The sequence below is a fragment of the Xanthomonas sp. WHRI 6108 genome (genome assembly GCF_040202385.2).
Classification (GTDB): domain Bacteria; phylum Pseudomonadota; class Gammaproteobacteria; order Xanthomonadales; family Xanthomonadaceae; genus Xanthomonas; species Xanthomonas arboricola.
Genome location: NZ_CP168198.1, coordinates 1474615 through 1495933 on the forward strand (window position 1 = coordinate 1474615; position 21319 = coordinate 1495933).

Consider the following 21319-nt stretch of genomic DNA (forward strand, 5'->3'; position numbering starts at 1 on the left):
CACCGATTCGGAGCATTTCTGAATGGCGCTTTAATTCTCCTCAACGTGGTCTTAACATCGGGTTGGCAACGTTTTTTCGGGCGCTCTTTCGTCCGGCCGTTCGCCAGTGTGGAAGCGCAGTTTGATGCGCTTGCCAACAACGTCGCAGCACGTGCCGGCATTGCCTCAGATGCCGATGCAGTGCGTCGCGCTCACCCGTTCGAACTTCTCGGAGAGAGAGATGAGATTGAAGACCACCAAGCTGCGCGACGCCATCCGGGTATCGCTCACGGTTGGCGCTGCCGCATTTGCCCTGTCGGGAACCGTGATGGCGCAGGAGCAGCCCTCGACGGAACTCAAGAGCCTGGACGCGATCAGTGTCACCGGTACGCGCATCAAGAGCCAGACGATGACTGCCTCCAGTCCGGTGGCAGAGATCAACAAGGAGGAATTCCAGTACACCGGCTCGACCAAGGTCGAAGATCTGATCAACCAGTACCCGCAGCTCTCGGCGAGCTTCGACAACTTCGCCAACAATGGCTCGCAGGGGTATGCGACCGTCGATCTGCGTGGATTGGGCGCGCAGCGCACCTTGACCCTGGTCAACGGCAGGCGCATTCCCAAAGGCATCGGCGAGAGTCCGGACATCAGCATCATTCCGGCAGCGCTGGTGCGCCGCGTGGACATCCTGACCGGCGGCGCCTCGGCGGTGTACGGCTCCGATGCCGTCGCCGGCGTGGTCAATTTCGTGCTCGACGACGAGTTCGAAGGTGTCAGTGTCGACATGGGCTACAACGCCTACCAGCACGACAACGGCAACACCTTGATGCGCGGTCTGATGGATGACGCCGGTTACGATTATCCGACTGGAAACTCCGGTTTCGACGGCATCTCCCGCAATGTGGATTTGGCCATCGGCGGCAGCTTCGGCGAGGCGGGGCATGCCACCGCATGGGCCACCTGGCGCGAAAACGATCCACTGCTGCAGGGCCAGCGCGATTACTCCGCATGCGCATTGAGCAACCGCGGCACCGCCTGCGGCGGCTCTGCCACCGCAGATCCAGCCAACTTCTATGTCGTCGCTCCGTCGGCTGGCGCGTTCTACGTGCAGCCTTCAGCCGGCGGCACCTGGTCGCAGGTCGCATCCCCGAACCTCTACAACTTCGCGCCGTTGAATTACTACCAGCGTCCAGACACGCGCTACACGGCCGGCACCAACATCAAGTACGAGGTCAACGAGCACTTCAAGCCCTATCTCGAAACCTTGTTCGTCAACCGCAAGAGTTCGACCCAGATCGCGCCGTCGGGCGCGTTTTTCACCGACCTCAACGTCAACTGCGCCACCTCGGTGATCGGCAGCCTGTGCAACGATGTGGGCATCACCGACGACGAGTTCACCGTCTACGTGGCCAAGCGCAACGTCGAAGGCGGCCCGCGCATCACCGACTCGGATACCAACAGTTTCAGCATCACTACCGGCGCCCAGGGCGACATCAACGACAACTGGTCGTACGACGCCTCGTTCACCTACAACCGCAGTACCACCAAGTCGGAAAACAGGAACGACTTCGTGACCACGCGTGTCCGCGATGCACTACTGGGCTGCCAGCCTGGTTCGTTCGATGGCTGCGTGCCCTACAGCGTGTGGACCGACAGTGTCACCGCAGCAGAGGCAGAGGCATTGCAGGGCGTGGGTATCGTCAACTACGAAACCTCCATGCGCGTGTTCAACGCCTATGTGACCGGCAATTTCGGCTACAGCCTGCCGTGGGCCGGCGATAACCCGATCAGTCTGGTCGGCGGTGTCGAGACCCGTACCGAAACCTTCAAGCGGGTGGCCGACAGCAACATGCAGACCGGCAACTTCACCGGCCTGGGTGGCCCGACCTCCAATGTGTCCGGCGACATCGGCGTCAAGGAACTGTTCCTCGAGGGCGCGGTACCGCTGGTGGCGCAGGCCGGTAGCCTGGATCACCTCGACATGCAGCTTGGCTATCGCTATTCGGACTACGACACCTCCGGTGGCGTGAGTACCTACAAGGCCGGTCTGGGTGCAACATTCGTCGATGGCAAGTACCACCTGCGCGCTGGCTGGAACCGTGCGATCCGCGCTCCGAACGTGACCGAGCTGTATAACGAAAATACGATCGGGCTATGGAGCGGTAGCGACCCGTGCGCCGGTGCCAATCCGGTCTTCACCCAGGCCCAGTGCGCCAACACCGGCGTGACGGCAGCGCAATACGGCCGCGTTGCAGCCAACCCGGCCGGCCAGTACAACGAAATCGGCGGCGGCAATACGACATTGCAGCCGGAAACGGCCAACACCTGGACCGTCGGTTTTGCCGCCAGCCCGATCAAGGGGCTCGATCTGAGCGTGGATTACTACGACATCAAGATCGACGACGCGATCCGCAGCATCGGCTCGTCCAACATCCTCACCGCATGCGGCGTGACCGGTAATGCGGATATCTGCAGCCGCGTGCGCCGCAATGCCACCACGGGCGATCTGTTCCGCGGTAGCGACCCGGACGTGTCCGGTCTGATCCTCAATTCCCAGGACAATTTTGGTTCGCTGCATTTCCAGGGCGTGGATCTGACCGCATCGTATGCCTGGAGCGTTGGCCCCGGGCGCCTGACCGCCTCGATGATGGGCAGCTACGCCATCAAGCAGGAGTACGAGCCGGTTCCGGGTGTGCAGGAAGTGACCTACGACTGCGCGGGCGTGGTCAACGTGGCCTGCAACAGTGCCGAATGGCGGCATGTGCTGAGCACGCGCTACAGCTTCGATCGCTACACCGTCGGGCTGCGCTGGCGTTATATCGGTGAGCTGGATTACCAGAACACCGACGGCACCCGTGGCACAACCGACGTACGCCTGGTGAACCAGGGCAACAAGGTGTCGGCGTACAACTACTTCGACCTGTCCGGTTCGATGCAGTTGGGCGATTACGTCACCTGGACCTTGGGCATCAACAACATCGCCGACAAGGAGCCGCCGCTGGTGGGCGGCAGCCTGACCTTCAACGGCAACTCGCTCGCCGGTTACGACCAGGCGGGTCGTTACTTCTTCACCAGTGTGGGCCTGCGTTTCTGAGGCACGTTGCAAGCTGGTAAAAACAACGGCGAGCCTCGGCTCGCCGTTGTTGTTTGTTGCCTGTGACAGCGTGTGTCGATGGCTCGCCGCGCTGCAACCTGCGGATCACCCCAGTCGCCGATCGCCCCCCGCTTGCGTGTCTGATCGACGTCGAAGACAGCGTCGACGGTTCACTCCACCGGTTCACGCAGCAACGGCGACTGCCAGCCCGGGCGCGGCGCGAAACGCTCGCCATAGCGCGCCTGCAGTGCCTGCAGACGTGCCAGCAAGGCGTCGGCGCCGACACTGCGGATGTGCTGGATCGGGCCACCGCGGAACGGGGCAAAGCCGGTGCCGAAGATCACGCCGGCGTCGAGCAGGTCCGCATCGGCCACCACGCCGTCGTGCAGGCAGGCGACGGCTTCGTTGAGCAGCGGCAGGATCAGGCGATCTTCCAGGTCTGCCGGCGCCTCGTAGCCGCTGGCGACCTCGGGCTTGACCGCGCGCCCGTTCTCCCACTTGTACAGGCCCTGGCCGTCCTTCTTGCCGCGCTTGCCCGGCTCCACGGTGGCCAGCGCCGCCGGAATCGGCAGGTGCAGGAACGGTGCGAGCTCCGCGCCCACGCCGGCGGCAACGTCCAGCCCCACCGTGTCGATAAGTTCGATCGGCCCCATCGGCATGCCGAACTTCACCGCGGTCTTGTCCAGCACCGGGCCCGGTACGCCTTCGGCATAGGCGGTGGCCGCTTCGAGCAGGTACGGGAACAGCACGCGATTGACCAGGAAGCCCGGCGTGCCGGCCACCGGTACCGGGAACTTGTCCAGCGCCTTGCAGAATGCCGCCAGGCGCGCGACGTTGGCCGGATCCAGCCCGTCGTGCTGCACGATTTCCACCAGCGGCATCATCGATACCGGATTGAAGTAGTGCAGGCCGGCAAACTGCGCCGGGCGCTGGATATGTCCGTGGAGCTCGGTCAACGGAATCGACGAGGTGTTGGTGGTCAGCAAGGCATATGGCTTGAGCTGCGGCTCGATGGACTGATACAGCTCGCGCTTGGCCTGCGGGTTCTCGATGATCGCTTCGATCACCAGGTCCGCCTGCGCCACGCCCGCGCCGGCCAGGTCGCCACGCAGGCGCGCCGCCACCGCCGGCCGCTTGGCCTCGTCCTTGACGCGCTTGGCGAACAACTCGCCGCCGCGGCCCAGCGCCGTATCGATGAAGCGCTGCTCGCGATCCTGCAGCGTCACCTCGAAGCCCTTGTACGCCGCCCAGGCCGCGATATCGCCGCCCATCACGCCGGCGCCGACCACATGCACATGGCGGATCGGAGCCAGCGCCGCAGCGCCGGCATCCTTGCCGCCCAGCGCCTTCAGGCGCTCGGTGAGAAAGAAGATGCGGATCAGGTTGCGTGCGGTCGGCGTGCTGGCGAGCTTGACCACCGCCTTGCGCTCGGCCGCCAGGCGCGCCTGGATGCCGCTGCCGCCGGCACGCTCCCACACGTTGATTAAGGCGTAGGGCGCCGGGTAATGCTCCTTGCGCGCCTTGCGTGCGACCTGCTTGCGCATCTGTGGCGCCAGCAGCTTGCGCGCGAGCAAGGTATTGGTGGCCCACGCGGTGGCGCGCTGCTTGAACGGGCGTTTGCTGCCGGTAAGCGCCAGCGCGGCGGCGACATCGACCAGCACCGCGGGCGCGGCGACCTTGTCGACCAAGCCCATCGCGCGTGCGGCCTTGGCCGCGACGGTGCGACCGGTCAGCATCAGGTCCATCGCCGCCGGCGCACCGATCAGGCGCGGCAAGCGGGCGCTGCCGCCCCAGCCGGGGAAGATGCCGAGCTTGGTTTCCGGCAGGCCGATGCGCGTGCCGGCATCGTCGGAGGCCACGCGATACCGGCAGGCCAGCGCAATCTCGGTGCCGCCGCCCATGCAGAAGCCATGGATCGCCGCCACCGTGGGGCAGGGCAGTTCGGCCAGCTTCTGAAAGACGCTCTGGCCGCGATGGATCGCATCATTGACGGTGCCCTTGCGGTCGAACTCCTGAAATTCCTTCAGGTCGGCGCCGGCGATGAAGCCGTTGGGCTTGCCCGAGCGCAGCACCACGCCCTTGGGCGGGTCCAGCGCCAGACGTTCGACCAGCGCGCCCAGCTCGAGCAGCACCTCCTGCGAAAACGCGTTGACCGGTGCGCCCTGGCGATCAAGGCTGAGCACGACCACGCCGTCCTCGCGCAGGTCGGCCTGCCAATGGCTGAATCGGAGCCCGTCGAAACCTGGAAGCATGCGTCTGGCCGTCCGGAGATATAAGGAAAGGTCGTTATCATCCAGAGGTTGTTTCCTTCACGTCAAATACCCATACCTGTCGGCAGGGCGGCGCGCGCCTCGTGCGAGGCGTCGCCAGTGGCGCATCGGTGCAGCTAGTCTGATGCGTGACGATCGTCCGGGTCGGTATGAACTTTTCTTTTCATTGGTTGTCTCATTGCCCGACTTCGGTGGGCTGACAGGAGTGCGGCCCGACATGGCCGAAGTCGATATACCTCAGGAGCTGGACCTGGAACTGGTCCGGCGTGTGCAGCGCGGCGAGAGCGCAGCGTTCGATGTGCTGGTGCGCAAATACCAGCACCGCATCGTTGCGTTGATCGGGCGCTACATCGCCGACTGGAGCGAGTGCCAGGACGTGGCCCAGGATACGTTTGTGCGCGCCTACCGCGCGATCAACAGTTTCCGTGGCGACTCCCAGTTCTATACCTGGTTGCACCGCATTGCCGTCAACACTGCCAAGAACCATCTGGTTGCGCACAACCGCCGTCCGCCCACCGACGATATCGAGATCAGCGATGCCGAACAGTTCGATGGTGCCACCCGCCTGCGCGATACCGACACCCCGGAGCGCGAATTGATGCGACAGGAGCTGGAACAAACGGTGATGCGTGCGGTCCAAGCCCTACCGGAAGAACTTCGGTCGGCCATCACCCTGCGCGAGGTGGAGGGGCTGAGCTACGACGAAATCGCGCGAAAGATGGATTGCCCGATCGGGACGGTGCGCTCGCGCATCTTCCGGGCGCGCGAGGCCATCGACATCGAGCTGCGGCCTCTGTTGGAGACCGAAAGCGCCACCCGTGAGCGACACCGTGTATGAGCCATAACCCTGCCATGTCCACCACCGACAAGTTCGAGCGTCACTACCGTCAGCAGCTGTCTGCGCTGGTGGATGGCGAATTGAGCGCCGACGAGTCGCGCTTCCTGCTGCGCCGCCTGGCCCACGACGAGGAACTGGCCGGCTGCCACGAGCGTTGGCAGCTATGTGGCGATGTGCTGCGCGGTGCGGCCAGCGCGCCGGCACCGCTGGATTTTGCCGCGCGCGTGCGCAGTGCCATTGCCGACGAGCCGGTGCCGCAGGCGCAGCCATCCACGCGTCCGGCCACGCGCTGGCGCTGGGGTGGTGGCGCAGCGATCGCGGCATCGGTCGCTGCAATCGCCCTGTTCATGGCGCGCGAGCGCCTGCCCGAGACCGTGCCGCCGGCCGAGCAGGTCCCGGTGTTCGCCACGACGGCGCAGCTGCCGGCGGCCACGCCGGCCCCCGCCACGCCCGCAGCACCGAAGGCTCCGGCCGAGCCCGGCCCGGCCGCTCCCGACGAGGTGGCCGCGCTGGCCGCAGCGGTGCCGGCCGCCGCGCTGGCATCCACGCGCCGTGGCGCGGCCACACGCAACCAGCAGGTCGCCCGCAGCGTCGCTTCGCGTCAGCAGCAGGTGCCGACCCGCATGCTGGCGTCCGCTGCTCCTGCTGCGACGACGGCTACGGCCGGTGCGGTGTCGCCATCGAATCCGTTCACGCATCCGGATACCACCTTGCAGGCACGCCCATGGCCGCGCGCGGCGCTGTCCGGTGCCGGTGAAAGTCCGCTCAATGCCAGCTTCCGCCAAGGCGGACAGGGCACCGCGTTCTATCCGTTCGAGCCTGCGCCGCAGGGTGTTGCCAGGCCCGCGCCCAACCGGCCGCTGCCGGTGCAGCCGCCGCAGGATTGATGCCGCCGCCGATCTTCATCCGTTCGGCGCCCTCCCTCCCGTTATCGTGCCGGACCCCTGCAGTGGCAGGGGCTTTGGCCCCTGTCGCCCTGCCATCGGAGGCAACCTGATGAACCACCGCATTCGCACCCAGATGTTCGGCCTGATCGCCATGACCCTGCCGCTGGCCGCCTGCGCGCAGCAGTCCGCGCCCGCGGCCAAGGATGTTGCCCCGATTGCCGCCAACCGCAGCGCCACCCCGGCTCCGCAGCTGGTGAGCGGCTTGCCGGACTTCACCAATCTGGTCGAGCAGGTCGGCCCGGGTGTGGTCAATATCGAAACCACCATCACCCGCAAGGACGCCATGGCGCGCCAGCGGCGCGGTGGGCAGGACGGCGGCGCGATGCCCGGCGACGAGCAGATGCCGGAATTCTTCCGCCGCTTCTTCGGGCCGGATTTCCAGATGCCGGGCGGGCCGCGGCAGGGGCCGGGCCAGGGCGGCGATGACGATGGCGGCATCGCCGGCAAGTCGATGGGCTCGGGCTTCATCATTTCCGCCGACGGCTATGTGCTGACCAATCACCATGTGGTCGATGGCGCCAGCGAGGTCACCGTCAAGCTGACCGACCGCCGCGAGTTCAAGGCCAAGGTGGTCGGCAGCGACGAGCAGTTCGACGTGGCGCTGCTCAAGATCGAGGCCAAGGGCCTGCCGACGGTACGCCTGGGCGATTCCAACACGCTCAAGCCGGGCCAGTGGGTGGTGGCGATCGGCTCGCCGTTCGGCCTGGATCACTCGGTCACCGCCGGCATCGTCAGTGCCACTGGGCGCAGCAACCCGTATGCGGACCAGCGCTACGTGCCCTTTATCCAGACCGACGTGGCGATCAACCAGGGCAACTCCGGCGGCCCCTTGCTCAACACGCGCGGCGAGGTGGTCGGCATCAATTCGCAGATCTTCTCCGCCTCGGGCGGCTACATGGGGATCAGTTTTGCGATCCCGATCGACCTAGCCTTCAGCGCTGCCGAGCAGATCAAGGCCACCGGCCATGTGAGCCGCGGCATGCTGGGCGTGGCGGTCGGCCCGATCGACTCGCTCAAGGCGCAGGGCCTGGGCCTGCCGGATACACGCGGCGCGCTGGTCAACGACGTTCCGCCCGGCAGCCCCGCCGCCAAGGCCGGAATCGAGGTGGGCGACGTGATCCGCGCCGTCAACGGCAAGCCGATCGATGTCGCCAGCGATCTGCCGCCGATGATCGGCCTGATGGCGCCGGGCACCAAGGTCAACCTGGACGTGTTGCGTGATGGTAAGCCGCGCAAGGTGGCCGTTACCCTCACGACGCTGGACAACCCCGCCGGCAACGCCGCCCCGCGTACCGCGGCCGAAGACGCCAAGCCCAGCGCCCCGGCCAGCGTGGAACTGCTCGGCCTGCAGGTCGCCGATCTCACTGCTGCCGAGCGCAGCCGCCTGGGCCTGGAAGCCGGCGAGGGCGTGCGCATCGCCTCGGTGACCGGCGCTGCAGCACGCAGCACCCAACCGCCGCTGTCGCCGGGCCTGGTCATCGCCCGCGTCGGCCGCACCAAGGTCGGCAGCGTCGCCGAACTCAACCGCGCCCTGTCCAGCTACAAGAAGGGCGACGTGGTCATGCTGCTGGTCACCGACGGCAAGGCGACCAGCTATGTGGCCTTGAAGGCCGGCGGCTGAGGGAAGCCGGGATTCGTCATTGGTGATTCGGGATTGGCAAAAGCAGGCTCCTGTTCGCGGGTGCCTGCTCTTGTTCTGCCTTTTCGAATCCCCAATCCCGACTCCCAAATCCCGGCTCCAAAGCGTGCGATAATGCTGCGTTACCCTGACGACGGCACCGCCGGCGCCCACCTCAATGTCCTCTGATTCAATGCGGAATATCCGCAACTTCTCCATCATTGCCCACGTCGACCACGGTAAATCCACCCTGGCCGACCGGATCATCCAGCTGTGCGGCGGCCTGCAGGCGCGCGAGATGGAGGCCCAGGTCCTGGACTCCAACCCGATCGAGCGCGAACGCGGCATCACCATCAAGGCGCAGTCGGTGTCCTTGCCGTATACGGCCAAGGACGGGCAGGTCTACCACCTGAACTTCATCGATACCCCCGGGCATGTGGACTTCTCCTACGAAGTCAGCCGCTCGCTGGCCGCCTGCGAAGGCGCGCTGCTGGTGGTGGATGCGGCCCAGGGCGTGGAAGCGCAGTCGGTCGCCAACTGCTACACCGCGGTGGAGCAGGGTCTGGAAGTGGTGCCGGTGCTCAATAAGATCGACCTGCCGACCGCCGACATCGAGCGGGCCAAGGCCGAGATCGAAGCGGTGATCGGCATCGACGCCGAAGACGCGGTGGCGGTCAGCGCCAAGACCGGTCTGAACATCGATCTGGTGCTGGAAGCGATCGTGCAGCGGATTCCGCCGCCCAAGCCCCGCGACACCGACAAGCTGCAGGCGCTGATCATCGACTCCTGGTTCGACAACTACCTGGGCGTGGTGTCGCTGGTGCGCGTGATGCAGGGCGAGATCAAGCCGGGCAGCAAGATCCTGGTGATGTCCACCGGCCGCACCCATCTGGTCGACAAGGTCGGCGTGTTCACGCCCAAGCGCAAGGAGCTTGCCGCGCTGGGCGCGGGCGAAGTGGGCTGGATCAACGCCTCGATCAAGGACGTGCACGGCGCACCGGTCGGCGACACGCTGACCCTGGCGGCCGACCCGGCGCCGCATGCGCTGCCCGGTTTCCAGGAAATGCAGCCGCGCGTGTTCGCCGGCCTGTTTCCGGTCGATGCGGAGGATTACCCGGATCTGCGCGAGGCGCTGGACAAGCTGCGCCTGAACGATGCGGCGCTGCGCTTCGAGCCGGAAAGCTCCGAAGCGATGGGCTTCGGCTTCCGCTGCGGCTTCCTGGGCATGCTGCACATGGAGATCGTGCAGGAGCGGCTGGAGCGCGAGTACAACCTCAACCTGATCTCGACCGCGCCGACCGTGGTCTACGAAGTGCTCAAGACCGACGGCAGCATCATCCCGATGGACAATCCATCCAAGTTGCCGCCGCTCAACAACGTGGAAGAGATCCGCGAGCCGATCATCCGCGCCAACATCCTCACCCCGCCCGATTACGTCGGCAACATCATCACCTTGTGCGAGGAAAAGCGCGGCACCCAGATCGGCATCAACTACCTGGGCAGCCAGGTGCAGATCAGCTACGAGTTGCCGATGGCCGAAGTGGTGCTGGATTTCTTCGACAAGCTCAAGTCGGTCTCGCGCGGTTACGCCTCGCTGGATTACCACTTCCTGCGTTTCGATGCCGGCCCGTTCGTGCGCGTGGATACGCTGATCAATGGCGACAAGGTCGATGCGCTGTCGATCATCGTGCACCGCAGCTACGCCGACCGGCGCGGCCGCGAACTGTGCGAAAAGATGAAGGATCTGATCCCGCGGCAGATGTTCGACGTGGCGATCCAGGCCGCCGTGGGCTCGCAAATCATCTCGCGCTCCACGGTCAAGGCGATGCGCAAGAACGTGTTGGCCAAGTGCTATGGTGGCGACGTTTCGCGCAAGAAGAAGCTGCTCGAGAAGCAGAAGGAAGGCAAGAAGCGCATGAAGCAGGTCGGCCGCGTGGAGATTCCGCAGGAGGCCTTCCTGGCTGTCTTGCAGATGGATAAGTAGCTGGGATTCGGGAGTCGTGATTGGGGATTGGCAACGACTTGCCAGCCCCGTGCTTTTGCGAATCCCCAATCTCCAATCCCAAATCCCGTTCCGAAGGAACATCAATGAAATGGTTTGAAATCGCCCTGGTTGTGTTGACGCTGGGCACCGGCTTCATCTGGCTGCTGGACAAGCTGTTCCTGGCCAAGCGCCGCGCGGCACGCGCCGGTCTGCTGGACAGCGAGCCGGCGATCATCGACTACTCGCGCGCCTTCTTTCCGGTGCTGGCGGTGGTGTTGATCCTGCGCAGCTTCGTGGCCGAGCCGTACAAGATTCCGTCCAGTTCGATGATGCCCAATCTGCTGATCGGCGATTTCATCCTGGTCAACAAGTTCGCTTACGGTTTCCGTCTGCCGATCACCAATACCAAGTTCATCCCGACCGGCGAGCCCAAGCGAGGCGACGTGGTGGTGTTCAAGCCGCCGCATGCGCCGGACCAGAACTGGATCAAGCGCGTGGTGGGTCTGCCGGGCGACAAGATCGGCTTCCACGGCGATACGCTGTACATCAACGACAAGCCGATGCGCTACACGGTCAAGGGCGAATACATCGGCAAGGGCAAGGGCGCCGAGATGACCGGCACCACCTTGCTGGTCGAGGATTTGCCGGGCCGCACCCACACGGTGCTGGAGTGGGTCGATCGCAACATGCCGGCCGGGCAGGGCGACTGGACCGTGCCGGCGGACAGCTATTTCGTGATGGGGGATAATCGCGACAACAGCGAAGACAGCCGGTTCTGGACCCAGACGCACTTCCTGCCGGAAGCCAACCTGCGCGGCAAGGCGTTCCTGATCTGGCTCAATTGCGAAGGGTGGTTCTGCAAGGGGAGTTTCGATCCGTCGCGGATCGGGACCGGAATCCAGTAATGCACGCACGGCGTGCCGGGGGAAGCACAATGAAGCGCAAGCAGAGCGGTATGACGTTGACGTCGTTCGTGGTGGTGCTGGCGGTGGTGGGGTTCGCGCTGTACATCGGAATGAAGCTGTTTCCGATGTACCAGGAATACTATTCGGTGCGCACGGCCATGAAAGGCCTGGCCAAGGAACCCGACAGCGCCAACATGGATCCGTCCAAGTTGCAGGATCTGTTCTTTCGTCGGCTGTACATCAACTACTCGGAAAACGTCAAGAAAGAGGACGTCAAGTTCGAGCGCGTCGATGGTGGCTGGCGCATGAAGGTCAACTACGAAGTTCGCCGCGAATTGATCGGCAATCTGGATGTCGTCGGTAAATTCGAGACGTCCCAGGACATGACGGGACGTGGTGGCGAATAGGACTTTCCAGCGCGGCGATCCGATCGGGCATGCGTTTGCCGATCCGGGATTGCTCGCCCAGGCGCTGCGACACCGCAGCGCCGGGACACCGCATAACGAACGACTGGAATTTCTCGGCGACGGCATCGTCAACCTGCTGGTCGCCGAGGCGCTTTACCAGCGCTGGCCCAAGGCCGACGAAGGTGCATTGACCCGCGCGCGTGCCGAACTCGTACGCGAAGGCGCGCTGGCGGTGATCGGCCGCACCCTCAATCTGGGCGAGCGGCTGACGCTGGGGCCGGGCGAGCTGAAATCCGGCGGCCATCGACGTGATTCGATCCTGGCCGACGCGGTTGAGGCGATCGTCGCGGCGATCTATCTGGACTGCGGCTTCGAACGCTGCCGCGCGGTGGTGCTGCCGTGGTTCGAGCCCTCGCTGGCGGCGCTGCCGGTGGGCAAGGCAGAAAAAGACCCCAAGACCCGGCTGCAGGAATGGCTGCAGGCGCGGCAGCTGCCGTTGCCTTCCTACGCGCTGATCAGCGAAAGCGGCGACGAACATGCCAAGCAGTTCCACGTCGCCTGCATCCTGGAACAGCCCGTCGCCCGCGCCGAAGGCCAGGGCAGCTCGCGTCGTCTCGCCGAGCAACAGGCGGCCACCCTTGTCATCGCACAACTGGATTCCAACACGTGAGCGAAACCTCTTCCCCCCACCGTAGCGGCAGCGTTGCGGTGATCGGCCGGCCCAATGTCGGCAAGTCCACCCTGACCAACGCCCTGGTTGGCGCCAAGGTCAGCATCGTGTCCAACCGGCCGCAGACCACGCGCCATCGGTTGCTGGGCATTGCCACCTTCCCCGAAGGGCAGCTGGTGCTGGTCGACACGCCCGGACTGCATCGCGAGCAGAAGCGCGCCATGAACCGGGTGATGAACCGCGCCGCGCGCGGCTCGCTGGAAGGCGTGGACGCGGCAGTGCTGGTGATCGAAGCCGGCCGCTGGGACGACGAAGACACCCTGGCCTTCAAGGTCCTGAGCGACGCCGGAGTGCCGGTGGTGCTGGTGGTCAACAAGGTCGACCGGCTCAAGGACAAGACCGCGCTGTTTCCGTTCCTGGCCCAGGTCAGCGAGGGGCGGACGTTCGCTGCGGTACATCCGGTGTCCGCGCTCAAGCGCAAGGGCCTGGAGGCGCTGGTCGGCGACCTGCTCAAGCTGGTGCCGGAGGCCGAAGCGATGTTCGGCGAGGACGAAATCACCGACCGCAGCCAGCGTTTTCTGGCCGGGGAACTGGTGCGTGAGCAGTTGATGCGTCAGCTCGGCGAAGAACTGCCGTATGCCACCACGGTGGAGATCGAACGCTTTGCCGAAGATGGCGCGCTGCTGCGCATCGGCGCGGTGATCTGGGTCGAGCGCGAAGGCCAGAAGGCGATCGTGATCGGCAAGGGCGGTACCCGCCTGAAGGACATCGGCGGCAAGGCGCGCCTGCAGATGGAGCGCCTGTTCGGGGCCAAGGTATTCCTGGAGACCTGGGTGCGCGTGCGCGAAGGCTGGTCGGACGACGAAGCGGCATTGAAGGCGTTCGGATACGAGTGAGGCCCTGGCTGGCGCCAGTGCCAGTGCCGTGCTGACAGCCTGTCGATGCGGTCGCCGGCACCGGCACGGACATGGGGCTGCGATGCAAGCGATGTCCCGATGCACCGGATCGCGCCTGGCCATTGCGGCGGCTGCCGTCGACGGCTGCGACCAGCTGCGCTGCCGGCAGCGGCTCACGGCGGTCATCGCTGCTGGCCGCTCTTGTGTCCTGCAATCGCGCCCCCTGCCGCATAACAGACCATGCTGATCGAACACGAACGCGGTTTCATCCTGCATGTGCGGGCCTGGCGCGAGACCAGCCTGCTGGTGGAAGTGCTGACCGAGCAGCATGGCCGGGTCGGGCTGTTGGCGCGTGGGGTGCACGGGCCTCGCAAGCAGGCCTTGCGGGCCGCGCTGCAGCCACTGCAGTTGATCCAGTTCACTGCGGTGCAACGCGGCGAACTGGCCCAGCTGCGTCAGGCCGAAGCGTTGGATACCGCCCCCCGCCTGGCGGGCGAATCCATGCTGGCCGGCTTCTACATCAGTGAACTGCTGCTGCGCCTGGCGCCGCGCAACGACCCGGTGCCAGAGTTGTTCGATTGCTATGCGCAGGCGCGTGCGCATCTGGCATCCGGCCTGCCGCTGGCCTGGGGGCTGCGCCAGTTCGAGCGCGATGTGCTCGATGGCCTGGGCTTTGCGTTCGATCTGCAGCACGACCGCGACGGCCAGCCGATCGACCCGGCGGCGCGTTACCGGCTCGATCCGCAGGAGGGCGCGCTGCGCGTACTGAGCGAGGCGATGGCGCAGGACCGGCGCGACACCGTCACCGGTGCGGCGCTGCTGGCGTTGGGCCAGGACGTCATGCCGGCGGCCGACGACATGCCGGGCCTGCGTCGCAGCATGCGGGGCGTGCTGCTGCATCATCTGAGTGGACGCGGGCTCAAATCCTGGGAGATGCTCGAGGATCTGGCGCGGCAGCGTTGAGGGTCGCAAGGCAGGTCTACCAGTCTTGCGAGCAGTCGCCGGATGCGCGTTGAACTCCATGCGGAACCATCGTCATGCATGGTGCTCAATGTCACCAGTTCCGATCGCCAACGCTGCGCCGGGCCCAGGGACAGCGCTGCAGTCCTCCTTCAGTGCAGCAGTGCAGCCACCGCCGCATGGAACTGGGTCTGCGCCGTGCTGGAATGCGGGTCGCCACGCAGCAGGCGCACTGCGCCGGCAAGCCGTGCCGCGCCGACAAAACCGCAGCTGGCCTGCAGCCGATGCAGATGGCTGCGCAGTGCCTGATCGTCGCTGACCTGCAAGGCCGAATCCACCGCGTCGCGGGTGCCCGGCAACTCGGCCAGGAACAATTCGCGCAGCGCGTTGAGATGGTGTTGCTGGCCGTTGAGCGCGCTGAGCGCGGCCGCTTCGTCCCAATCGCTGGCGGCAATGTCGACCACGCCCACCGGCGCCACGCTGTAGCGGCCGCGCGCCAGCCCACGACGCACCGCCTGCAGCAGGCGCTCGGAGGTCAGCGGCTTCACCAGTAGTTCCAGAAAACCATCGGACTGCAGGCTGCGTTGCATGGCCGTGGTGGTGTCTGCGGTATGGGCCAGTGCAGGCACGTCCGGGTGCAGCAGGCGCAGTGCGCGCAGCAGGCCGCTGCCGGTGCCATCGGGAAGATTGACGTCGATCAGCCACAGGTCGTGGCGACGCGCGCGCGCACGGTCCAGTGCCGACGACAGCGAGTCTGCACAATCCACATGGGCGGGAAGACCTTCCAGCACCGCCTGCAGAAAGCCACGGCTGATCGGGTCGTCCTCTACCAGCAAGAGGCGTGGTTGGGGTTCCTGGCGTGTCGCCATGTTCATGCTGCCTCCTTGTCAGCGATGCCGCGTCCTAGCAGCCGCGTGCAGCGGAAGTGTGCCTGTGTTTGCGGGGCGCGACAATTGTTCCACCGCGCGAAGCGGCCGGGATCGGTCGCATCTGCGACAATACGCACCCTTTTTGCCCGCAGCTCGTCGCCACGTGGCCAGAACCCGAAACCGCTTCGACCGTACTCCGTTCCAGACCGCGATCACCGACCTCAGCCACGACGGACGCGGCGTGGCCCGCCGCGACGGCGAGGGCGGCAAGGTCACCTTCATCAGTGGCGCCTTGCCCGGTGAGCTGGTGCGGGCCGAACCCACCGCGCGCAGCCGGCATTTCGACGAGGCCAGGACGGTGGAGGTGCTGGAGGCATCGCCGCAGCGGGTGACCCCGCGCTGCCCGCATTTCGGCGTCTGCGCCGGCTGCGTGCTGCAGCATCTGGACGAGTCGCAGCAGATCGTGGCCAAGCAGCGCGTGCTGATGGACAACCTGGAACGCATCGGCCACGTCACACCGCAGGCGGTGCTGCCGGCCCTGGTCGGCGATACCTGGGGCTATCGGCGCAAGGGCCGCTTTTCGGTCCGTCGCGTCGAAAAGAAGGACAAGACCCTGGTCGGCTTTCGCGAGCTGGATCCGCGCTTCGTGGCCGATCTGTCGGTCTGCTACACGGTGATCCCGCAGATCGGCGAGAAGATTCCGCAGCTGGCGGCGTTGGTCGAAGGCCTGGACGGCAAGCGCGATATCCCGCAGATCGAATTCATTGCCGGCGACGATGCGGTGGTGTTGACCATCCGCCATCTGCAGCCGCTCAGCGAGCGCGACCTGCAGGCGCTGACCGCGTTCGCCCAGGCGCACGGCTTTGCGATCTTCCTGCAGCCCGGTGGCGTGGAGAGCGTGCATCCGCTATGGCCGCAGGAGGTGCCGCTGTCGTTCCGCCTGCCGCAGTGGGATGTGGAGCTGGCGTTCCGGCCGCTGGATTTCATCCAGGTCAATGCCTCGCTCAACCAGAAGATGATCGCGCATGCGCTGGCGCTGCTCGACGCCGGGCCGGACGACCGCGTGCTGGATCTGTTCTGCGGGCTGGGCAATTTCACCCTGCCGCTGGCGCGCGGTGTGCGCGAAGTGGTCGGCGTGGAGGGCGATGCTGGGCTGGTGGCACGCGCCCGGGACAACGCGCAGCGCAACGGTCTGGCCAATGCGCAGTTCCATGCGGCCGACCTGACCCAGGACCAGCGCAACGCGGCGTGGATGCGGCAGGGCTTCGACAAGCTGCTGCTGGACCCACCGCGCTCGGGCGCGCTGGAAGTGCTGCAGCAGTTGCCGCTGAAAAAGTTCGAGCGCATCGTCTATGTGAGCTGCCACCCAGGCTCGCTGGCACGCGACGCCGGTTACCTGGTCAACGAGCAGGGCTTCACGCTCAAGGCCGCCGGCGCGATGGACATGTTTCCGCATACCGCGCATGTGGAGAGCATCGCGGTGTTCGAGAGGCGGTGATTGGGGATTGGGCATTGGGGATTCGCAGGAGCGCATTTCCTAAGCCCGCCAGTTAGCCGCTGTGACCAATCCCCAATCCCGAATCTCTAATCCCCAAAATCCCATGCCCATCGAAATCGAACGCAAATTCCTGGTCACCGGCGAGGGCTGGCGCAGCGCAGCGCATGCGGTGATCCCGATGGCGCAGGGCTATATCAACGACCAGGAGGCGATGCGCAGCGGTGCGCAGAACGCGTCGGTACGGGTGCGCATCCAGGGCGAGGGCGCGTTTCTCAATCTGAAATCGCGTGAGGTGGGGCATACCCGGCAGGAGTTCGAATATCCGATTCCGGTGGTCGAGGCGCGTGCGCTGCTGGCGCTGTGTGTCGGCGGTCTGATCGACAAGCGCCGGCACCTGGTCCAGTACCAGGGGCATGTGTGGGAAGTGGACGAATTCCTCGGCGACAACGCCGGGCTGGTGGTGGCCGAGATCGAACTCGGCGATGCCGACGAGGCCTTCGCCAAACCCGACTGGATCGGCGCCGAAGTCACCGACGATGTGCGCTATTACAACCTGGCCCTGGCCTCGCACCCGTTCAAGCACTGGAGCGGGGATTTGTAGGTCGGGATTGGGCATTCGGGATTCGTAAAAGCTAACGCGATGCGTCGGAGCTGGGCTGATTGCGTTGCGCCCCCCAATCCCTGCCTTGGTATTGGGTTTATGCTCTGCGAGTCCCCAATGATGAATTTCCACTCCCCGCCCATGCGCATCGATATCTGGTCTGACGTGGTCTGCCCCTGGTGCTGGATCGGCAAGCGCCGTTTCGAGCAGGCGGTGGCCGCACTCGGTGCGCAGGCACCGGCGCTGGACATCCATTACCACGCCTTCCAGCTGGACCCAGATGCTGGCCTGGAGCCGACCCCGCTGCGTGATGCGCTGGCGCAAAAGTTCGGCGGTGCTGCGCGCGTGGAGCAGATGCTGGCGCAGACCCAGGCCACTGCGCGCGCCGAAGGCCTGCCGTTCGATTTCGGGCGCGGGCAGGTGCAGGTCAGCACCCTGCGCGCGCATCGGCTGATCTGGCTGGCCAGCCGCGAGGGCGATGTCCAGGCTGTGATCGAAGCCTTGTTCCATGCGCATTTTGCCGAAGGCCAAGACGTCGGCGCGACCGCAACGCTGGTGACTGCCGGGGCCGCCGGCGGTCTGGACGAGGCCCGCGTGCGCGCGCTGCTGGACTCCGACGAAGGCGTCGTTGCCGTCGAGGCGCAACTGGCGCAGGCCGCTGCGCTGGGAATCCGTGCGGTGCCCAGTTTCGTCATCGATGGACGCAGCCTGATCCAGGGTGCGCAGCCGCCGGAGAGCTTTGCGCAGGCACTGTTGCAGCTGGCCCCCGAATCGGCGCCAATCGGTGGTCCCGATGCCTGCGGGCCGGACGGCTGCGCGGTGTGAACGGCCGGCGGCGTGTTGCAACGGCCTGCCGCTGACGAGATGACGCGGCCCACTCCATCGAGGACGGTTGCGGTGATCGGCGCCGGGCTGGCCGGGCTTGCCTGCGCGCAACGGCTGCAGGCTTCGGGATTGGCTGTGACGTTGTTCGAGCAGGGCGACCTGCCCGGCGGACGCATGCGCAGCTGTGGCGGCGCTGGCTGGCAGTGCGATCACGGCGCGCAGTATTTCACCGCCCGCGACCCGGCGTTTGCCGCGGTGGTGGAGGCATGGATCGCGCGCGGTGACGCGGCGGTCTGGCCTGCGCGCGTCGCCAGTTGGGATGGCACCCACCTGCGTGCGTCGCAGGGCGGGTTGACGCGCTTTGTCGGGGTGCCGGACATGGGCGCACCGGCGCGTGCGCTGGCGGCAGCCCTGACTATTCGGTTGGGCGCCTCTGTGCGATCGCTGCAGCGTGATGGCGAGAGCTGGCAACTGGAGGTGGCAGAAGACCGAACGACACGCAGCTGCTGCTTCGACACCGTATTGCTGGCGGTACCGGCACCGCTTGCAGCTGCATTGCTGGCGGACGGCGCGCCCACGCTGGCGACGACGGCCGCCAACGCACGGATGCAGCCGGCCTGGGCGGTGGTGCTGCGTTTCGACATGCCGGTCGACCCCGGGTACGACGCATTGTTCGTCAACGCCGGCCCGTTGCGCTGGGTGGCACGCAACGCCAGCAAGCCGGGCAGGGATGGTATGGAAACCTGGCTGCTGCATGCCACTGCCGACTGGAGTCGGGCGCATCTGGACGCAACGCCTGAAACGGTGATTGCCAGCGTGTTGCCCGCGTTGGCCGCGCTTGGCCTGCCCCTGCCGCAGTCCTGCGATGCGTATCGCTGGACGGTGGCCAGCACTGAGCCTGCCTTGCAGATCGGCTGTGCCTGGGATGCGCCGCTGAGCATCGGCATCTGCGGCGACTGGTTGGCCGGTGGCAAGGTCGAAGGGGCCTGGCAAAGCGGTGTGGCCTTGGCTGCGCGTGTGTGTGCCAGCGATGCCGCCTGCAGTGGGCAGGAGTGATGCAGTGGCATGCGCGGCGGGAGATATGCGCTGGCGTGTCGATGCAGAGCGCGTCTGCACGCCAGGCCGTTCGCCAACGCAAACGGGCCGCGCAGGCATGACAGACCATGTGCCGCTATGCAGTGCGCGCGCGCGTGCGACATCGATCGTTGCGACGCTTTGTGCGCGTGCACGCGCCCGGCATAGATGAGCAATCCTGACGCGACCGCAGGCGAGCGTCACCCGCAGCCAGCTGCACACACGCTGCGCCTGGTCCTGGGCGATCAGCTCAACCCGCAACACAGCTGGTTCGATGTCACCGATGCGGGCGTGGTCTACGTGCTGATGGAAGTGCGCGAGGAAACCGACTACGTGCTGCACCACGCGCAGAAGATCCTGGCGATCTTCGCGGCGATGCGCGCGTTTGCCGCGCGCCTGCGGCAGGCCGGTCATCGGGTGCGTTACGTGGCCATCGACAACCCCAGCAATCGGCAATCGATTCCCGCCAATCTGGACGCGCTGATCGCGCATTACCGCGCCAGCCAGCTGGAGTATCAGGCGCCGGACGAATGGCGGCTGGACGAAGCATTGCAGCACTGGTGCGCGCGGCAGCCGTTCGCCACGCGCATGGTCGACAGCGAACATTTCCTGACCGAGCGCGATGAGGTGGCCGGGTGTTTTCGCGCTGGCGGCCAATGGCGCATGGAAGTGTTCTATCGAAAGATGCGCCGCCGCCACCGGATCCTGCTCGATGCCGCAGGCGAGCCGGAAGGCGGGCGCTGGAATTTCGATCACGACAACCGTGCGCCATGGCCAGGCGATCCGCCCGCGCCGCAGGAGTGGCGCGCCGCGCACGATCACCGCGCGCTGTGGAGTGTCATCGAGGCAGCCGGCGTGCACAGCTTCGGTGCGCCGAATGCCGATGCGCTGCCGTGGCCGCTGGATCGCGACGAAGCCTTGCAGCACCTGGATGCCTTCATCACGCATGCGTTGCCGCACTTCGGTCGCTACGAGGATGCGATGAGCACGCGCAGCCCGCGTCTGTTCCATTCGCTGCTGTCGTTCGCGCTCAACGTCAAGCTGCTGCATCCGCGCGAGGTGATTGCGCGCGCGGAGGCGGCCCTGCATGACAGGCATGCGCCGCTGGCATCGGTGGAAGGCTTCATCCGCCAGATCCTGGGCTGGCGCGAATACGTGCGCGGCGTGTATTGGTCGCAGATGCCCGGTTACGCGCTGTCCAATCGGCTCGACCAGCATGCGCCGCTGCCGCACTGGTTCTGGGACGGGCAGATCGGCATGCGCTGCCTGGCCGATGCGATCGGCAATTCGCTGACCAACGCGCATGCGCACCACATCCAGCGGCTGATGGTGATCGGCAATTTCGCGCTGCTGGCGGGGCTGGACCCGCAGGCCCTGCATCGCTGGTACCTGGGCATCTACATCGATGCGTTCGAGTGGGTGGAGCTGCCCAATACGGTCGGCATGAGCCAGTTCGCCGACGGCGGCCTGCTCGGCAGCAAGCCGTACATCAGCGGCGCGGCCTACATCGACCGCATGAGCGATTACTGTGGTGGCTGCCGCTATCAGCGCAAGGTGCGGGTGGGCCCGCAGGCCTGTCCGTACAACGCGCTGTACTGGGATTTCCTGGCGCGGCAGCGCACGCTGCTGGGCGCCAACGAGCGCCTGGCGCTGCCCTACCGGCAGCTCGACGCCATGGCACCGGAGGTACTGGAGCAGGTGCAGGCGCAGGCCGCGCGCTGGCGGGCGAATCTGGAGGTGCTCTGAGCTGCAGCCGAAGGGCAGCGACCGGGCCGAGACGGCCCGAGACACGGGCCTGCCTGAATGCGCGATCTGACGCTGCAACGCGCATCTGCGACAATGCCGCGCTGCGCCAACGTGGCGCCTGGCCCGGGAGTCCCCCAA

General features: G+C 66.0%; 17 protein-coding genes. 15 read left to right on the forward strand and 2 right to left on the reverse strand.

The window, feature by feature from the left end:
• The first annotated feature begins 220 nt into the window (after positions 1–220).
• Entirely contained in the window at positions 221–3073 is a 2853-nt protein-coding gene (locus ABQ039_RS06335) for a TonB-dependent receptor (RefSeq protein WP_054591499.1), read from the forward strand.
• Positions 3074–3243: 170 nt separating this feature from the next.
• Here ABQ039_RS06335 and ABQ039_RS06340 read toward each other — a convergent pair whose 3' ends face one another.
• Entirely contained in the window at positions 3244–5325 is a 2082-nt protein-coding gene (locus ABQ039_RS06340; RefSeq protein ID WP_349778445.1) for a 3-hydroxyacyl-CoA dehydrogenase NAD-binding domain-containing protein, read from the reverse strand.
• Positions 5326–5560: 235 nt separating this feature from the next.
• Here ABQ039_RS06340 and rpoE point away from each other — a divergent pair, with 235 nt between their 5' ends.
• The 9 genes from rpoE to recO all read left to right on the forward strand — a co-directional run bounded on the left by rpoE (position 5561) and on the right by recO (position 14571).
• Positions 5561–6181, forward strand: a complete 621-nt coding sequence (gene rpoE / locus ABQ039_RS06345; RefSeq protein WP_046342100.1) for an RNA polymerase sigma factor RpoE — start codon at positions 5561–5563, stop codon at positions 6179–6181.
• Positions 6178–7068: a sigma-E factor negative regulatory protein gene (locus tag ABQ039_RS06350; RefSeq protein ID WP_349778446.1), complete on the forward strand. Its 891-nt coding sequence runs from the start codon at positions 6178–6180 to the stop codon at positions 7066–7068. Before rpoE ends, ABQ039_RS06350 begins: the two co-directional genes overlap by 4 nt.
• 109 nt (positions 7069–7177) lie before the next feature.
• Positions 7178–8749: a DegQ family serine endoprotease gene (locus ABQ039_RS06355; RefSeq protein ID WP_349778447.1), complete on the forward strand. Its 1572-nt coding sequence runs from the start codon at positions 7178–7180 to the stop codon at positions 8747–8749.
• Between the two features lie 190 nt (positions 8750–8939).
• Entirely contained in the window at positions 8940–10730 is a 1791-nt protein-coding gene (gene lepA, locus ABQ039_RS06360) for a translation elongation factor 4 (RefSeq protein ID WP_024938035.1), read from the forward strand.
• A 104-nt stretch (positions 10731–10834) separates the two neighbouring features.
• Complete coding sequence (gene lepB, locus ABQ039_RS06365) at positions 10835–11635, forward strand: signal peptidase I (protein WP_011036465.1); 801 nt, start codon at positions 10835–10837, stop codon at positions 11633–11635.
• On the forward strand, positions 11635–12042 hold the full coding sequence (locus ABQ039_RS06370) for a DUF4845 domain-containing protein (protein WP_024938034.1): 408 nt from the start codon (positions 11635–11637) through the stop codon (positions 12040–12042). The genes lepB and ABQ039_RS06370 overlap by 1 nt, the downstream gene beginning before the upstream one ends.
• Positions 12032–12712 (forward strand): ribonuclease III, encoded by a 681-nt coding sequence (gene rnc, locus ABQ039_RS06375; protein WP_024938033.1) that lies wholly within the window; start codon positions 12032–12034, stop codon positions 12710–12712. The genes ABQ039_RS06370 and rnc overlap by 11 nt, the downstream gene beginning before the upstream one ends.
• Complete coding sequence (era, locus tag ABQ039_RS06380; RefSeq protein ID WP_024938032.1) at positions 12709–13608, forward strand: GTPase Era; 900 nt, start codon at positions 12709–12711, stop codon at positions 13606–13608. The genes rnc and era overlap by 4 nt, the downstream gene beginning before the upstream one ends.
• Positions 13609–13848: 240 nt before the next feature.
• Positions 13849–14571 carry a DNA repair protein RecO gene (gene recO / locus ABQ039_RS06385; protein ID WP_184611031.1) on the forward strand — a complete coding sequence of 241 codons (723 nt, stop codon included), beginning with the start codon at positions 13849–13851 and terminating at the stop codon, positions 14569–14571.
• 149 nt (positions 14572–14720) lie between these two features.
• On the opposite strand, the gene ABQ039_RS06390 is transcribed toward recO, so the two are convergent.
• Positions 14721–15443, reverse strand: coding sequence for a response regulator (locus tag ABQ039_RS06390; RefSeq protein WP_046342105.1), 723 nt, complete (start codon positions 15441–15443; stop codon positions 14721–14723).
• Between the two features lie 157 nt (positions 15444–15600).
• On the opposite strand from ABQ039_RS06390, the gene rlmD reads away from it, so the two are divergent.
• The 5 genes from rlmD (at position 15601) to ABQ039_RS06415 (ending at position 21181) form a co-directional block, all read left to right on the forward strand.
• Positions 15601–16935, forward strand: a complete 1335-nt coding sequence (rlmD, locus tag ABQ039_RS06395; protein ID WP_126965711.1) for a 23S rRNA (uracil(1939)-C(5))-methyltransferase RlmD — start codon at positions 15601–15603, stop codon at positions 16933–16935.
• Positions 16936–17038: 103 nt separating this feature from the next.
• On the forward strand, positions 17039–17536 hold the full coding sequence (locus tag ABQ039_RS06400; protein ID WP_349778448.1) for a CYTH domain-containing protein: 498 nt from the start codon (positions 17039–17041) through the stop codon (positions 17534–17536).
• Positions 17537–17677: 141 nt separating this feature from the next.
• Complete coding sequence (locus ABQ039_RS06405; RefSeq protein WP_349778479.1) at positions 17678–18361, forward strand: DsbA family oxidoreductase; 684 nt, start codon at positions 17678–17680, stop codon at positions 18359–18361.
• 15 nt (positions 18362–18376) lie between these two features.
• Positions 18377–19417, forward strand: coding sequence for an NAD(P)/FAD-dependent oxidoreductase (locus ABQ039_RS06410; RefSeq protein WP_374057859.1), 1041 nt, complete (start codon positions 18377–18379; stop codon positions 19415–19417).
• A gap of 186 nt (positions 19418–19603) precedes the next feature.
• On the forward strand, positions 19604–21181 hold the full coding sequence (locus ABQ039_RS06415; protein ID WP_349778450.1) for a cryptochrome/photolyase family protein: 1578 nt from the start codon (positions 19604–19606) through the stop codon (positions 21179–21181).
• Positions 21182–21319 lie beyond the last annotated feature (138 nt).

Bases quoted from the DNA above. Each gene is read 5' to 3' on its own strand.
- ABQ039_RS06400 (WP_349778448.1), top strand. From the start codon at position 17,039: ATGCCCATCGAAATCGAACGCAAATTCCTGGTCACCGGCGAGGGCTGG.
- lepA (WP_024938035.1), top strand. From the start codon at position 8,940: ATGCGGAATATCCGCAACTTCTCCATCATTGCCCACGTCGACCACGGT.
- recO (WP_184611031.1), top strand. From the start codon at position 13,849: ATGCTGATCGAACACGAACGCGGTTTCATCCTGCATGTGCGGGCCTGG.
- ABQ039_RS06415 (WP_349778450.1), top strand. From the start codon at position 19,604: ATGAGCAATCCTGACGCGACCGCAGGCGAGCGTCACCCGCAGCCAGCT.
- ABQ039_RS06350 (WP_349778446.1), top strand. From the start codon at position 6,178: ATGAGCCATAACCCTGCCATGTCCACCACCGACAAGTTCGAGCGTCAC.
- ABQ039_RS06335 (WP_054591499.1), top strand. From the start codon at position 221: ATGAGATTGAAGACCACCAAGCTGCGCGACGCCATCCGGGTATCGCTC.
- ABQ039_RS06370 (WP_024938034.1), top strand. From the start codon at position 11,635: ATGCACGCACGGCGTGCCGGGGGAAGCACAATGAAGCGCAAGCAGAGC.
- ABQ039_RS06390 (WP_046342105.1), bottom strand. From the start codon at position 15,443: ATGAACATGGCGACACGCCAGGAACCCCAACCACGCCTCTTGCTGGTA.
- ABQ039_RS06405 (WP_349778479.1), top strand. From the start codon at position 17,678: ATGCGCATCGATATCTGGTCTGACGTGGTCTGCCCCTGGTGCTGGATC.
- rpoE (WP_046342100.1), top strand. From the start codon at position 5,561: ATGGCCGAAGTCGATATACCTCAGGAGCTGGACCTGGAACTGGTCCGG.
- lepB (WP_011036465.1), top strand. From the start codon at position 10,835: ATGAAATGGTTTGAAATCGCCCTGGTTGTGTTGACGCTGGGCACCGGC.
- ABQ039_RS06340 (WP_349778445.1), bottom strand. From the start codon at position 5,325: ATGCTTCCAGGTTTCGACGGGCTCCGATTCAGCCATTGGCAGGCCGAC.
- ABQ039_RS06355 (WP_349778447.1), top strand. From the start codon at position 7,178: ATGAACCACCGCATTCGCACCCAGATGTTCGGCCTGATCGCCATGACC.